The 13,477-nt window shown below is 71.2% G+C and carries 17 protein-coding genes; 15 read left to right on the top strand and 2 right to left on the bottom strand.

What is annotated here, in order from left to right; genetic code table 11:
* The first annotated feature begins 42 nt into the window (after positions 1-42).
* Positions 43-540: a 6,7-dimethyl-8-ribityllumazine synthase gene (gene ribH, locus BLA60_RS00620; protein ID WP_075130692.1), complete on the top strand. Its 498-nt coding sequence runs from the start codon at positions 43-45 to the stop codon at positions 538-540.
* A gap of 29 nt (positions 541-569) precedes the next feature.
* Positions 570-980: a PH domain-containing protein gene (locus BLA60_RS00625; RefSeq protein WP_075131410.1), complete on the top strand. Its 411-nt coding sequence runs from the start codon at positions 570-572 to the stop codon at positions 978-980.
* Positions 981-983: 3 nt separating this feature from the next.
* Here the strand turns inward: BLA60_RS00625 and BLA60_RS00630 are convergent, their stop codons facing one another.
* Complete coding sequence (locus BLA60_RS00630; protein WP_075130693.1) at positions 984-1,442, bottom strand: DUF4231 domain-containing protein; 459 nt, start codon at positions 1,440-1,442, stop codon at positions 984-986.
* Positions 1,443-1,499: 57 nt separating this feature from the next.
* On the opposite strand from BLA60_RS00630, the gene BLA60_RS00635 reads away from it, so the two are divergent.
* The 4 genes from BLA60_RS00635 (at position 1,500) to BLA60_RS00650 (ending at position 3,815) form a co-directional block, all read left to right on the top strand.
* Positions 1,500-1,712 carry a ribbon-helix-helix domain-containing protein gene (locus BLA60_RS00635; protein ID WP_075130694.1) on the top strand — a complete coding sequence of 71 codons (213 nt, stop codon included), beginning with the start codon at positions 1,500-1,502 and terminating at the stop codon, positions 1,710-1,712.
* On the top strand, positions 1,709-2,056 hold the full coding sequence (locus BLA60_RS00640; RefSeq protein ID WP_075130695.1) for a type II toxin-antitoxin system PemK/MazF family toxin: 348 nt from the start codon (positions 1,709-1,711) through the stop codon (positions 2,054-2,056). Before BLA60_RS00635 ends, BLA60_RS00640 begins: the two co-directional genes overlap by 4 nt.
* A gap of 96 nt (positions 2,057-2,152) precedes the next feature.
* Positions 2,153-2,632 (top strand): Rieske (2Fe-2S) protein, encoded by a 480-nt coding sequence (locus BLA60_RS00645; protein ID WP_245811773.1) that lies wholly within the window; start codon positions 2,153-2,155, stop codon positions 2,630-2,632.
* Positions 2,633-2,780: 148 nt separating this feature from the next.
* On the top strand, positions 2,781-3,815 hold the full coding sequence (locus BLA60_RS00650; protein WP_084734507.1) for a GDSL-type esterase/lipase family protein: 1,035 nt from the start codon (positions 2,781-2,783) through the stop codon (positions 3,813-3,815).
* 55 nt (positions 3,816-3,870) lie between these two features.
* Here the strand turns inward: BLA60_RS00650 and BLA60_RS00655 are convergent, their stop codons facing one another.
* Positions 3,871-4,392, bottom strand: a complete 522-nt coding sequence (locus BLA60_RS00655; RefSeq protein WP_075130697.1) for a hypothetical protein — start codon at positions 4,390-4,392, stop codon at positions 3,871-3,873.
* A 53-nt stretch (positions 4,393-4,445) separates the two neighbouring features.
* Here BLA60_RS00655 and uvrC point away from each other — a divergent pair, with 53 nt between their 5' ends.
* From uvrC to BLA60_RS00700, 9 genes are all read left to right on the top strand, one after another.
* On the top strand, positions 4,446-6,434 hold the full coding sequence (gene uvrC, locus BLA60_RS00660) for an excinuclease ABC subunit UvrC (RefSeq protein ID WP_075130698.1): 1,989 nt from the start codon (positions 4,446-4,448) through the stop codon (positions 6,432-6,434).
* Positions 6,431-7,312 carry an RNase adapter RapZ gene (gene rapZ / locus BLA60_RS00665; protein ID WP_075130699.1) on the top strand — a complete coding sequence of 294 codons (882 nt, stop codon included), beginning with the start codon at positions 6,431-6,433 and terminating at the stop codon, positions 7,310-7,312. Before uvrC ends, rapZ begins: the two co-directional genes overlap by 4 nt.
* A complete protein-coding gene (locus tag BLA60_RS00670) occupies positions 7,309-8,256 on the top strand; it encodes a gluconeogenesis factor YvcK family protein (RefSeq protein ID WP_075130700.1) in 948 nt (315 codons plus the stop codon). The genes rapZ and BLA60_RS00670 overlap by 4 nt, the downstream gene beginning before the upstream one ends.
* Before the next feature lie 88 nt (positions 8,257-8,344).
* Positions 8,345-9,331, top strand: coding sequence for a DNA-binding protein WhiA (gene whiA, locus BLA60_RS00675; protein ID WP_075130701.1), 987 nt, complete (start codon positions 8,345-8,347; stop codon positions 9,329-9,331).
* A gap of 322 nt (positions 9,332-9,653) precedes the next feature.
* Positions 9,654-10,658 carry a type I glyceraldehyde-3-phosphate dehydrogenase gene (gene gap, locus BLA60_RS00680; RefSeq protein WP_075130702.1) on the top strand — a complete coding sequence of 335 codons (1,005 nt, stop codon included), beginning with the start codon at positions 9,654-9,656 and terminating at the stop codon, positions 10,656-10,658.
* A gap of 10 nt (positions 10,659-10,668) precedes the next feature.
* Entirely contained in the window at positions 10,669-11,868 is a 1,200-nt protein-coding gene (locus BLA60_RS00685) for a phosphoglycerate kinase (protein ID WP_075130703.1), read from the top strand.
* A complete protein-coding gene (tpiA, locus tag BLA60_RS00690) occupies positions 11,865-12,650 on the top strand; it encodes a triose-phosphate isomerase (RefSeq protein WP_075130704.1) in 786 nt (261 codons plus the stop codon). Before BLA60_RS00685 ends, tpiA begins: the two co-directional genes overlap by 4 nt.
* 139 nt (positions 12,651-12,789) lie before the next feature.
* On the top strand, positions 12,790-13,023 hold the full coding sequence (gene secG, locus BLA60_RS00695; protein WP_075130705.1) for a preprotein translocase subunit SecG: 234 nt from the start codon (positions 12,790-12,792) through the stop codon (positions 13,021-13,023).
* Between the two features lie 66 nt (positions 13,024-13,089).
* Positions 13,090-13,431, top strand: coding sequence for an RNA polymerase-binding protein RbpA (locus BLA60_RS00700; RefSeq protein WP_075123543.1), 342 nt, complete (start codon positions 13,090-13,092; stop codon positions 13,429-13,431).
* Positions 13,432-13,477: the final 46 nt, after the last annotated feature.

The raw sequence follows: 13,477 nt of genomic DNA on the forward strand, positions 1-13,477 counted from the left end.
AAGACGGCGTGGTAGCGGCGGAGCGGAGCGAACGAGGACACAGTGAGCGGTGAGGGCCGGCCCGAGGTCGTGGTACCGGAGTGTGAGGGGATCCGGTTGGCGGTCGTGGCGACGCGGTGGCACGCGCGGATCACCGACACGCTGCTGGAGCGGGCGCTGGTGGCGGCCAAGCAGGCCAGGGTCGAGGAGCCGACGGTGGTGCGGGTGTCCGGCGCGGTGGAGTTGCCGGTGGTGTGCCAGGCGCTGGCGCGCAACCACGATGCCGTCGTGGCGCTCGGCGTGGTGATCCGGGGTGGCACCCCGCACTTCGAGTACGTTTGCGACGCGGTGACCGCCGGGCTCACCCGGGTGTCGCTGGACGAGGCGACGCCGGTGGGCAACGGGGTGCTGACGGTCAACACGGAGGACCAGGCGCTGGAGCGCTGTGGTCTGCCGGGGTCGACCGAGGACAAGGGTTTCGAGGCGTGCGTGGCGGCACTGGACACGGCGATGGTCGTGAGGGGGCTGCGTCAGCCGTGGACCGATCGGGGATTCGAGTGACTGTGGTGGCCAGGCCACGCAAGGCGACGATGATCGCCGCGATCGTGGCGGTCGTCCTGCTGGCGGCGTTCACCGTCGCCGGTGTGCTGATGCTGCGGGAACACACCGGGGCGTACTTCCGGCTCTCCGACCAGCTCGCCATGATCGGCATCGGGCTGTTCCTGGCGGCCGGCGCGCTCTGGTTCGCCCGGCCGAGGGTGCGGGCCGGTGAGGGCGGTGTCGAGGTGCGCAACATGGTGGGCACCCGGCACTTCCCGTGGACCGACGTGCGGGGCGTGAGCTTCCCGGACGGCGCGCCGTGGGCGCGGTTGGAGCTGGCCGACGACGAGTACGTTCCGCTGGTCGCCGTGCAGGCGATCGACGGTGAGCGCGCGGTGACCGCGATGCGCACGCTGCGCCGGTTCCGGCGTGAGGCCGGCGAGCGGGCCGGGTCGGCCTGAGGGTCAGGCTCGCTGCCCGGACCGCACGGTCGAGGTCGCCTCGGCGACCTGCCCGGCCCACGAGTCGTGCCCGGCGAGGCCGACCTCGGTGATCCGCACGGAGAACAGCCTGGTCCGTTCGTCGCCGGTGCTGGCCTCGTAGGCGCCGGCGCCCTGTTCGTAGAGGAACTTCTCGACGTGCAGCCGGTTCTGCACCTCGCGGGACAGCGTCCACTGCTCGTGTGAGCGGGTGGCGTTCATCAGTGCGAGGGTCAGCGCCGCGCCGGCGCTGGAGATGACGATCCACCAGCGGGGTACGGCCGGGATGCCGGACATGGCGGTGGTGACGACCGAGAGCAGCACGCTGCCGAAGACCAGTAACCTCGACACCCGCCGGTTGCGCAGTGCCCGTCGTCGCCAGTTCCTGAGCAGGGCCTGCCACTGGTCGAACGCCCGGTTCCGCAGTTCGTCCTCGTCGCTCATGCGCACCATGATGGACCAGGTGGCTACTCGGGTACTACCCCGGGTAGCATCGTGGGTGTGAAGCTGAGTGTGAGCCTGCCCGCCGAGGACGTGGCCTTCGTCGACGAGTACGTCGAGCGCACCGGGGAGCCGTCACGTTCCTCGGCGATCCAGCGCGCCATCGCCCTGCTGCGCACGGCCGAGTTGGAGGACGAGTACGTCAACGCCTTCGACGAGTGGGAGCAGGCCGAGACCGAGGCGTGGGAGCGCGCGAGCGGCGACGGGTTGTGAAACGCGGCGAGGTCTACTGGGTCGACCTCGAACCCGTCCGCGGTTCGGAGGCCAACAAGACCCGCCCGGCGGTGATCGTGTCCAACGACGCGGCCAACCGGGCCGCGAGCCGCGCCGGCCGGGGAGTTGTCACGGTCGTGCCGATCACCTCGAACGTCGGCCGGGTGTACCCGTTCCAGGTGCTGCTGCCCGCCGCCGACTGCGGCCTGCCGGCCGACTCGAAGGCCCAGGCCGAGCAGGTGCGCACGGTCGCCACCGATCGGGTGCGGCGGCGGATCGGGGCGGTGCCGGCGGAGGTGATGGGCCGACTGGACGGCGCGTTGCGCACCCATCTGGCCCTGTGAAGAAATTCGTTCAAGATTGAACCGCGCGCGGCGCGGATGCGTTAGGCCTCCTGTACTGACTGTACTGATGGTCCGATAGCTACCAGGAGGCCCGGTTTGACCGCAGTTGAACCCACCACGCACATCCGTAGTCGCCGCGACATGCTCTGTGGCCTGGCCGTCGCCGTGGTCGCCCCCGGCGCGCTGGTCGTCGCCTGCGGCAGTGATTCCGGCTCCGGCGGCGATTCCGGCGGCGGCTCCGGTTCCGACTCCGGTTCCGGCGGCGGCTCCGGGGGTGCCTCCGGGTCGCCCGGCGCGATCTCGCTGGCCGACATCCCCGATGGCCGCGGGCTGATCGTCGACGCCCCGCAGGGCAAGGCGCTGCTGGTGCGCACCGGCGACGAGGTCAAGGCGTTCAACGCCAGCTGCACCCACAAGGGCACGATCGTCAGCGCGCCGAAGGACGGCGTCGCCGAGTGTCCCAGCCACGGCAGCCAGTTCCAGCTCTCCGACGGCGCGGCGGTCAAGGGGCCGGCCACGAGCCCGCTGGCCGAACTGACCGTGACCGTCGAGGGGGACAAGGTCACCGTCGCGTGAGGAGCGTCCCGGATCCGCCCTCTGACGTGGGCTGAACGCACAAAAGATGAGGGCCATTCGGGTTATAGCCCGGCAGGTTACCGCCTGGTTAAGGTGTTTTCACCATACGTAACCAGGCGGTAACCGCCGTGGCCCCGGGGAGCTGCTCATGCGAGGGGTACGAATCGTCGGAGCCGGGGCAGCCGCCCTGCTGACCGTCGGCCTGCTGGCCACAACACCCACCGCGGCCGCCCAGGAGGCGGTCGACGACCGGCCGACGGCGATCGTCTCCCTCGGCGACAGCGCCATCTCCGGTGAGGGCGCCGGCGACTACGAGAACGGCACCAAGGGCGAGAACGGCAACTGGTGCCACCGCTCGAACAACGCGCTCGTCCACCGCACGACCGTCGCCGACGAGACGATCAACCTCGCCTGCTCCGGCGCGGACGCGGCCAACGTGTCGCTGGCCGACACCTCGCACTACACCGAGGGCTCCCAGGCCCGCCGGCTGATCGACGTCGCCCAGCAGTACCGCGTCACGACGGTGATCGTCCAGGTCGGCGCCAACGACGACCCCGCCTTCGCCGACACGGTGCTCGACTGCATCGCCGAGTGGTTCAACCCGTTCAGCTCCGGCTGCCGCGCCAGCCTGCAGTCCCAGTGGCCGCAACGGGTCGCGGCGATGGCGCCCAAGGTCGAGGTCGCGGTGAACGACGTGAAGTCCGCGATGTCCCAGGCCGGCTACGCCGCCGGCAGCTACAACCTGGTCCTCACCTCCTACGCCTCGCCGATGACCGAGAACATGGACGACATCCTGCACGGACCGCAGGGCTGCCCGTTCAAGATCGCCGACGCGCGCTGGGGCCGCACCGTGGCCGTCCCGCAGCTGTCCGAGGCCCTGCGTGGCGTGGCCACCAGGACCGGCGCGAAGTTCCTCGACTTCTCCCGGGGCTCGGAGGGCCACGAGGCGTGCAGCGGCTACGGCGACTCGTCGACCGAGTGGCAGAACCGGGTGAAGGTCGACCCGTGGGCGTGGGTGACCGGTGGCCTGGACGCGATCGGCATCCACATGGCGCAGGAGTCCTTCCACCCCAACGCCCGTGGACACACGCAGCTCGGCCGGTGCGTGACGGAGTTCGTGAACTCCGGTCGGGGCTCGGCCGCCTGCGTCGTCGGATCGGACGGAAACCTCCACGCCGTGTGATCCACCCGGGCCCACCCGCTCCGCCTCCGGACCGGGTGGGCCCGGCTGTTTCCGCTCACCGCAGCGAACGCGCCCACCGGCCCACCGCCGCCACCTGCTCCCCGGTGATCCCGACCGCCGGATCCACCGCGACCAACTCCGTCGCCACCCCGGCCGCCCGCCGCCGCGCCAGGAACGCCTCCCGCGCCGCCGGATGGATCCCGAAGTCGTCGTCGAACCAGGCCAGCGCCCGTCCGGCGGCGTACCGCGCGACGGGCCCGTACTTCCAGGTGAACGGCCGCCCCGGCAGCGGCTCCAGCCCGGCGGGGAACTCGATCACCGGCAGCCTCGGCAGCCCGATCGCCGGGCCCATGATCGTGTTCGCCTGGTGTTCCCAGCTCGTCGCCCACGCCAGGTCCAGGCCGAGGCCGAGCAGCGCCGGGCCCATCGACGGGTCGAGCCACATCCGCAGCGGGCGGCGGCGGCTCCAGCCGGGCAGCCGGAACCGGTGCTCGACGAACCCGGGCCGGCGGGTCTCGTCGCGGGCGGCCCAGGGGCTCAGTGGTCCGTCGACGTCGAGCAGCAGCAGCGGTCGCACCTCGCCAGGATGCCCTGCCGCACACTGTCGGTGGCCGGCCGTAGGCTGAACGGGTGGCAGATCCGTCGACATATCGGCCGTCGCCGGGCACGATCCCGGACGCTCCCGGGGTGTACAAGTTCCGCGACCCCCGGGGCGCGGTGATCTACGTCGGCAAGGCCAAGAGCCTGCGCGGCCGGCTCAACTCCTACTTCGCCGACCTCTCCCTGTTGCACCCGCGTACCCGGCAGATGGTCACCACCGCCGGCTCGGTCGAGTGGACCGTCGTCGCCACCGAGGTCGAGGCGCTGCAGCTGGAGTACAACTGGATCAAGGAGTTCGACCCTCGGTTCAACGTCCGCTACCGGGACGACAAGTCCTACCCGGTCCTGGCGGTCACGCTCAACGAGGAGTATCCGAGGCTGCACGTCTACCGCGGCCCGCGCCGCCGGGGCGTGCGCTACTTCGGGCCCTACGCCCACGCCTGGGCCATCCGGGAGACCCTCGACCTGCTGCTGCGCGTGTTCCCGGCCCGCACCTGCTCCAAGGGCGTGTTCAGACGCCACGGCCAGATCGGCCGGCCCTGCCTGCTCGGCTACATCGGCAAGTGCTCCGCCCCGTGCGTCGGGCGGGTCAGCGCCGAGGAACACCGCGACATCGTCGACGACTTCTGTGACTTCCTCGCCGGCCAGACCGACCGGATGATGCGGCGCATCGAGAAGGAGATGAACGCCGCCTCCGCCGACCTGGAGTTCGAGCGCGCCGCCCGGCTGCGCGACGACCTCGCGGCGCTGCGCCGCGCCATGGAGAAGCAGGCGGTCGTGTTCGGTGACGGGACCGACGCGGACGTCGTCGCCTTCGCCCACGACGATCTCGAGGCGGCCGTCCAGGTCTTCCACGTGCGCGGCGGCCGGGTGCGTGGCCAGCGCGGCTGGGTCATCGACAAGATCGACGAGATCGACGAGGCCGGGCTGGTCCACCAGTTCGTCAGCCAGTTCTACGGCGACCAGGCCGACCTCGCCGAGGAGGGCACCGCGAGCCCGGTCCCGCGCGAGGTCCTCGTCCCGGCGCTGCCCGACGACGCGCCCGCGATCTCCGACTGGCTCTCGGGCCTGCGCGGCTCCCGGGTGCAGTTGCGGGTCCCGCACCGGGGCGACAAGCGCGCCCTCATGGACACCGTGGCGCGCAACGCGAAGGAGGCCTTCGCCCAGCACAAGCTCCGCCGCGCCGGCGACCTGACCGCGCGCTCGGCGGCTCTTCAGGAACTCCAGGACGCGCTCGGCCTGGAGACCGCGCCGCTGCGCATCGAGTGCGTCGACATCAGCCACATCCAGGGCTCGGACGTCGTCGCCTCGCTGGTCGTCTTCGAGGACGGGCTGGCGCGCAAGTCCGAGTACCGCCGCTTCGCCATCCGGGAGGCCGCGACCGAGGGCGACGTCGCCGCCATCGCCGAGGTCGTCCGCCGCCGCTTCACCCGCTACCTGTCCGAGACCAACGGCAACGGCACCGGGGCCGGGGCCGGGGCCGAACCCGCCGACCAGGAGATCCGGGGCGGCATCGACCCGGAGACCGGGCGGCCGAAGAAGTTCGCCTACCCGCCCAACCTGCTCGTCGTCGACGGCGCCGGCCCGCAGGCCAACGCCGCCGCCGACGTGCTGGCCGAACTGGGCATCTCCGACGTCGCGGTGATCGGCCTGGCCAAGCGCCTGGAGGAGGTGTGGTTGCCGGCCGACCCCGAGCCGACCATCCTCTCCCGCACCAGCGAGGGCCTCTACCTGCTGCAACGCGTCCGGGACGAGGCCCACCGGTTCGCCATCACCTACCATCGCGGGAAACGCTCGAAGCGGATGACCACCTCGGCGCTCGACGGCATCCCAGGCCTCGGGCAGAGCCGCAAGGCGGCGCTCCTCAAACACTTCGGCTCGCTCAAGCGGCTGCGCGAGGCGAGCGTGAACGACATCAGCGGCGTACCCGGTATCGGCACGCACACCGCGGCGCTGGTACACAGCGCACTGGAGCGGGACACGCCGGACAACACGCCGGACAAGGGGAGGGGACTATGACGGAGAAGGATTCGCCGGGAGTCGAAGTCGCGGTGGTCACCGGGCTGTCGGGCGCCGGCCGGAGCACCGCGGCCAAGTGCCTGGAGGACCTCGGCTGGTTCGTGGTGGACAACCTGCCGCCCGAGCTGATCAACACCATGGTCGAGCTGGGCGCCAAGGCCCAGGGCGCGGTCACCAAGGTCGCCGTCGTGATGGACGTGCGTTCGCGCGCGTTCACCGACGACCTGGCCTCGATCATCAAGGACCTCGACGCCAGCGAGTACAAGCCGCGGGTGCTGTTCCTGGAGGCCACCGACGAGGTGCTGGTCCGCCGGTTCGAGCAGGTCCGCCGGGGCCACCCGCTGCAGGGCGACGGCCGGCTGATCGACGGCATCAAGGCCGAGCGCGACCTGCTCGGCCCGCTGCGCGAGACCGCCGACCTGGTGCTCGACACCAGCACGCTGTCCGTGCACCAGCTGCGCGCCAAGATCGAGGACACCTACGGCACCGAGAACAGCACCCAGACCAGGGTCACCGTGCTGTCCTTCGGCTACAAGTACGGCCTGCCGATGGACGCCGACCTGGTCATGGACTGCCGGTTCCTGCCCAACCCGTTCTGGATCCCGGAGCTCAAGGACCTCACCGGCAAGGACTCCGACGTGCGCAACTACGTGCTCACCCAGGAGGGCGCCGAGGAGTTCCTCGACCGCTACCACGAACTGCTGCGGCTCATCGGCGCCGGCTACCGCCGCGAGGGCAAGCGGTACCTGACGCTGGCCATCGGCTGCACCGGCGGCAAGCACCGCAGCGTCTGCATCTCCGAGGAACTGGCCCGCCGGCTCGCCGACGAGGACCGGATGGCCGTCAAGGTCGTGCACCGCGACCTGGGGCGCGAGTGAGGGCGGTCGCGCTCGGGGGAGGCGCGGGCCTGCACGCCACACTCAGCGCCCTGCGCCGGCTCACCCCGGACGTGACCGCCGTGGTGACCGTCGCCGACGACGGCGGGTCGTCGGGCCGGCTGCGCCGCGAGCTCGGGCTACTGCCGCCGGGCGACCTGCGCAAGGCGCTCGCGGCGCTCGCGGGCGAGGACAACGAGCTCTGGCGGACCGTCTTCCAGCACCGGTTCGGGGGAACCGGGGCGCTGGCCGGACACGCCGTGGGCAACCTGCTGCTCGCCGGACTGCTGGAAGTACTACCTGATCCGGTGACCGCCCTGGACGAGGCCGCGCGGCTGCTCGGTCTGCGCGGGCGGGTCCTGCCGATGTGCACCGAGCCGCTGGACATCGAGGCCGACGTGGTCGGGCTGGACGAGGACACCGCCGCCGTGCGGCACATCCGTGGCCAGGTCGCGGTCGCCACGACCCCCGGCAAGGTGCAGCGGATCCGACTGCACACCACCGGAAAGCCCGGCGCGGCGCCGACCGCGTGCCCGGCGGCGGTGCGCGCCGTGCTTGACGCGGACGTGGTGCTGCTCGGCCCCGGCTCGTGGTTCACCAGCGTGCTGCCGCACCTGCTGGTCCCGGAGTTGCACGAGGCCCTCATCACGACTACCGCGTCCCGGATAGTGGTACTGAACCTGGTCCCTCAACCGGGGGAGACCGCCGGTTTCTCCCCGGAGCGGCACCTGGACGTACTCTGCGAGCACGCACCCCGCCTTCGGGTCGACGCGGTGATCGCCGACGTCGACTCGGTGTCCACGCCGGACAGGCTGCGACGGGCGGCGGAAGGGCTGGGAGCGAGCATGCGGTTGGACGGGGTGGCGTCCGCCGACGCTCGTGAACGGCATGACCCGAAGGCGCTCGCGGAGAGCCTTCGGGACGCCCTGGCCGCGGTGCGGGCCTGAGGGTGGTGGGATGTTGGCGGTTCCTGTGGGAGGGGGCCGTCGGCGTTCGCGTTCGGATTCGGCGTGTCGTGGGTAGAGGAGGGGCCTCGTGGCGATGACCGCAGCGGTCAAGGACGAGCTGAGCAGACTTGCGGTGTCGAAGACCTGCTGCCGGCGTGCGGAGGTGTCGTCGCTGTTGCGTTTCGCCGGCGGGCTGCACATCGTGGCCGGCCGGGTGGTCGTCGAGGCCGAGTTGGACACCGGCGCGGCGGCGCGGCGGCTGCGCAAGGAGATTCACGACCTGTTCGGCCACTACGCCGACGTGCACGTGCTGGCCTCCAGCGGCCTGCGCAAGGGCACGCGGTACGTGGTGCGGGTGGTCAAGGACGGCGACGGGCTCGCCAGGCAGACGGGTCTGCTCGACCCGCGCGGCCGGCCGGTGCGCGGGTTGCCGGCGCCGGTGGTGTCCGGCGGGGTGTGTGACGCGGAAGCGGCGTGGCGGGGCGCGTTCCTCGCGCACGGCTCGTTGACCGAGCCGGGCCGCTCGTCGGCCCTGGAGATCACCTGTCCCGGCCCGGAGGCGGCGCTGGCCCTGGTCGGGGCCGCGCGCCGGATGGGCATCCAGGCGAAGTCGCGCGAGGTCCGGGGGGCGGACCGGGTCGTGGTCCGCGACGGCGACGCGATCGGCGCGATGCTGACCAGGCTCGGCGCGCACACCTCGGTGCTGGCCTGGGAGGAGCGGCGGATGCGCCGCGAGGTCCGGGCGACGGCCAACCGGCTGGCGAACTTCGACGACGCGAACCTGCGGCGTTCGGCCCGCGCGGCGGTGGCCGCCGCCGCGCGGGTGCAGCGGGCGATGGAGATCCTGGGCGACACCGCCCCGGACCACCTCAGCGCGGCCGGCAAGCTGCGGTTGTCGAACCGGCAGGCGTCGCTGGAGGAGCTGGGTCAGCTGTCCGACCCGCCGATGACCAAGGACGCGGTCGCCGGCCGGATCCGGCGGCTGCTGGCGATGGCCGACAAGCGGGCCAAGGAGCTGGGGATGCCCGACACCGAGTCGGCGGTCACCCCGGAGATGCTCGAGGCCGAGGTCTGAGGTTCGGTTCACGGCCGAGACGCGGTTGGGCCCGCCTGACTGACCCCCACGCAGTCAGGCGGGCTCACCTTCTCGGGTGCCGCACCCCCGGGTGGCGAGCCGTCCCCCGTCCCGCCACCATCCAGCGCCCCCTACAGGGAAAGAGCGGGTGCGGGCCTCCCAGATACCCCCGTGTCGAAATTCCTCGCCATTCCGGTGGGGGACCGGCTGTCGGGGCCGGCAACTGATTCGATACAGTCAGATGGCTCCCACGAGCCGCTACCAGGCGAGTCCTGGGAGATAGGGTGACCAACGGCAATCAACGAGCACGAGGAGACGCACCGTGACGGTTCGAGTTGGCGTCAACGGCTTCGGCCGCATCGGCCGTAACTTCTGGCGCGCGGTTGCGGCCAGCGACCACGACATCGAGATCGTGGCCTTCAACGACCTCGGCGACGTCGCGACCATGGCCCACCTTCTCAAGTACGACAGCATCCTCGGCCGGCTCCCGTACGACGTCCGGGTCAACGACGACGGCATCGAGGTCGACGGGAAGACGATCAAGGCCCTGGCCGAGCGCGACCCCGGCAAGCTGCCCTGGAAGGACCTCGGGGTCGACGTGGTCGTCGAGTCCACCGGCTTCTTCACCAAGGCCGCCGACGCCCGTCGCCACGTCGACGAGGGTGGCGCCAAGAAGGTGATCATCTCCGCCCCGGCCAAGGGTGAGGACCTGACCGTGGTCCTCGGCGCGAACGACGCCGCCTACGACGGCTCGCAGACCGTCATCTCCAACGCCTCCTGCACCACCAACTGCCTGGCGCCGCTGGCGAAGGTCCTGCACGACGAGTTCACCGTCGAGAAGGGCCTGATGACCACGATCCACGCCTACACCCAGGACCAGAACCTGCAGGACGGCCCGCACAGCGACCTGCGCCGCGCCCGCGCCGCCGCGCTGAACATCGTGCCGACCTCCACCGGCGCCGCCAAGGCCATCGGCCTGGTGCTGCCGGAGCTGAACGGCAAGCTGGACGGGTTCGCGCTGCGGGTGCCGGTGCCCACCGGCTCGGCGACCGACCTGACGGTCACCGTTGGCCGCGAGACCAGCGTCGACGAGGTCAACGCCGCGTACCGCAAGGCGGCCGACGGTGCTCTGAAGGGCATCCTGCGCTACAACGAGGACCCGATCGTCTCGGCGGACATCGTCACCGACCCGGCGTCCTGCATCTACGACGCGCCGCTGACCAAGGTCATCGGCAACCAGGTCAAGGTCATCGGCTGGTACGACAACGAGTGGGGCTACTCCAACCGCCTCGCCGACCTGACCGCGCTCGTCGCCTCCAAGCTGTAGGGACCGGTACGTGAAGACTCTCGACGACCTGCTCGCCGAGGGTGTGTCGGGTCGGCGCGTGCTGTTGCGCGCCGACCTGAACGTGCCACTCGACGGCGAGACGATCACCGACGACGGCCGCGTGCGGGCCTCGCTGCCCACGCTGCGCCGGCTCACCGGGGCCGGCGCGCGGGTCGTGGTCACCGCACATCTCGGGCGGCCCAAGGGCGCCCCGGACCCGAAGTTCTCCCTGGCGCCGGTCGCCGCGCGGCTCGGTGAGCTGCTCGGCGCGCCGGTGGCGCTGGCCGCCGACGTGGTCGGCGCGTCCGCCAGGTCCACTGTGGACGGGCTGGTCGACGGCGGCGTCGCGCTGCTGGAGAACATCCGGTTCGACCCGCGTGAGACGTCCAAGGTCGACGGCGAGCGCGCGGAGTTCGCCGGTGAGCTGGCGGCGCTCGTCGGCGACGGCGCGGCGTTCGTGTCCGACGGTTTCGGCGTGGTGCACCGCAAGCAGGCCTCGGTCTACGACGTGGCCACCCTGCTGCCGGCCTACGCCGGCGGGCTGGTGCTCGCCGAGCTGGAGGTGCTGCGCCGGCTGACCGGCACGCCCGACCGCCCGTACGTGGTGGTGCTCGGCGGCTCGAAGGTCTCCGACAAGCTCGCGGTGATCGAGTCCCTGCTGCCCGGTGTCGACCGGCTGCTCGTCGGCGGCGGGATGTGCTTCACCTTCCTCGCCGCCCAGGGCCACGGCATCGGTGACTCGCTGCTGGAGGCCGACATGGTCGACACCTGCCGGCGGTTGCTGGCCGACGCCGGCGACAAGATCCAACTGCCGGTGGACATCGTCGAGGCCGACGCCTTCGCCGCCGACGCGACGGTCGCGACCGTGGCCGCGACGGAGATCAGCGAGGGCTGGAAGGGCCTGGACATCGGTCCGGCCACCGCCAAGCGCTACGGCGAGGTGCTCGCCTCGGCCGGCACCGTGTTCTGGAACGGCCCGATGGGCGTGTTCGAGCTGGCGCCGTTCGCCGAGGGCACCCGGGCGGTCGCCCAGGCCATCGTCGACTCGCCGGCCTACAGCGTGGTCGGCGGCGGCGACTCGGCGGCCGCGGTCCGCGCGCTGGGCCTGCCGGAGGACGGCTTCTCGCACATCTCCACCGGCGGCGGCGCGTCGCTGGAGTTCCTGGAGGGCAAGACCCTTCCCGGCATCGAGGTACTGGAGCGCTCATGAGTCGTGGCGTGTTGATCGCCGGCAACTGGAAGATGAACCTCAACCACCTCGAGGCCATCGCCCTGGTGCAGAAGATCGCGTTCTCCCTGCCGGAGAAGTACTTCGCGAAGGTGGAGGTCGCGGTCCTGCCGCCGTTCACCGACATCCGTAGCGTGCAGACGCTGGTGGACGGCGACAAGCTCAAGCTGCGTTACGGCGCCCAGGACGTGTCCCGGTACGACTCGGGTGCCTACACCGGTGACATCTCCGGGCCGATGCTGGCCAAGCTCGGCTGTTCCTACGTCACCGTCGGGCACAGCGAGCGCCGCGAGTACCACGGCGAGACCGACGAGCAGGTCAACGCCAAGGTCAAGGCCGCGCTCAAGCACGACATCGCGCCGATCCTGTGCGTGGGCGAGCCGCTGGCGGTGCGGGAGGCCGGCGAGCACGTCGCGCACACCACCGACCAGCTGATCGCCGGCCTCAAGGGCTGCAAGACCGACCAGCTGACCAAGGTCGTGCTGGCCTACGAGCCGGTGTGGGCCATCGGCACCGGCCGGGTGGCGACGCCGGCCGACGCCCAGGAGGTCTGCGGGGCGCTGCGGGCGCGGCTGGCCGAGAAGTACGGCGCCGAGATCGCGGGCGACATGCGGATCCTCTACGGCGGGTCGGTCAAGTCGGGCAACATCGGTGACCTGGTCAAGCAGGACGACATCGACGGGGCGTTGGTCGGCGGGGCGAGCCTGGACGCGGAGGAGTTCACCAAACTCTGCGCGATGGCCGCGGGCGGTCCGCTTCCCTAGCGGTGCGTTCACCCGATAGTTCAACTGGACAACAATTTCCACCCGGTGGTGTGGGGGTGGGTGAAACGCTCCGCGACCACCAGGTAACCTGTGTATTCCCCGCGTGCCGCGCGGGCACCGGGTCGACAGCGAGGATGACATGGTTCTTGGTCTGCAGATTGGTCTGATTGTCACCAGCCTGCTGCTGATCCTGCTGGTGTTGCTGCATCGCGGCCGGGGCGGCGGTCTGTCGTCGCTGTTCGGCGGCGGCATGCAGTCGAGCCTGTCCGGATCGAGCGTGGCGGAGAAGAACCTGGACCGCTTCACGCTGCTCATCGGCGCCGTCTGGCTGATCTGCGTGATAGGCCTGGGCCTGCTCATCAAGGTCGCCTGAGCCGCTAGTCGTTGTGTTGGTGCGGGAGTCCCGCACCTGTTCTCCGCATTGGGGTGTGAGAGTCAGATGGCCGGTGGTAGTGCGATTCGAGGTACTCGGGTCGGCGCTGGACCAATGGGCGAGTCGGAGCGGGGGGAATCCGCGCCGCGCCGGAGGGTTTCCTACTGGTGTGCCAACGGGCACGAGTCGCGTCCGTCGTTCGCGCTGGACGCCGAGGAGCCGGAGTCGTGGGACTGCCCGCGCTGCGGTCTTCCTGGCGGCCGTGACGAGCAGGAGCCGCCGAAGGCTCCCCGCAACGAGCCCTACAAGACGCACCTGGCGTACGTGAAGGAGCGGCGTTCGGACGCCGACGGCGAGGCCATTCTCGCCGAGGCGCTCGCCAAGCTCCGCAAGCAGCGCGAGGGCTGAGAAACTTCTGGATCGGCAGGCCGCCCGTGGTGCGTGTGCACGGGCG

The sequence above is a fragment of the Actinophytocola xinjiangensis genome, from assembly GCF_001921215.1.
In the GTDB taxonomy this organism is placed as follows: Bacteria; Actinomycetota; Actinomycetes; order Mycobacteriales; family Pseudonocardiaceae; genus Actinophytocola; species Actinophytocola xinjiangensis.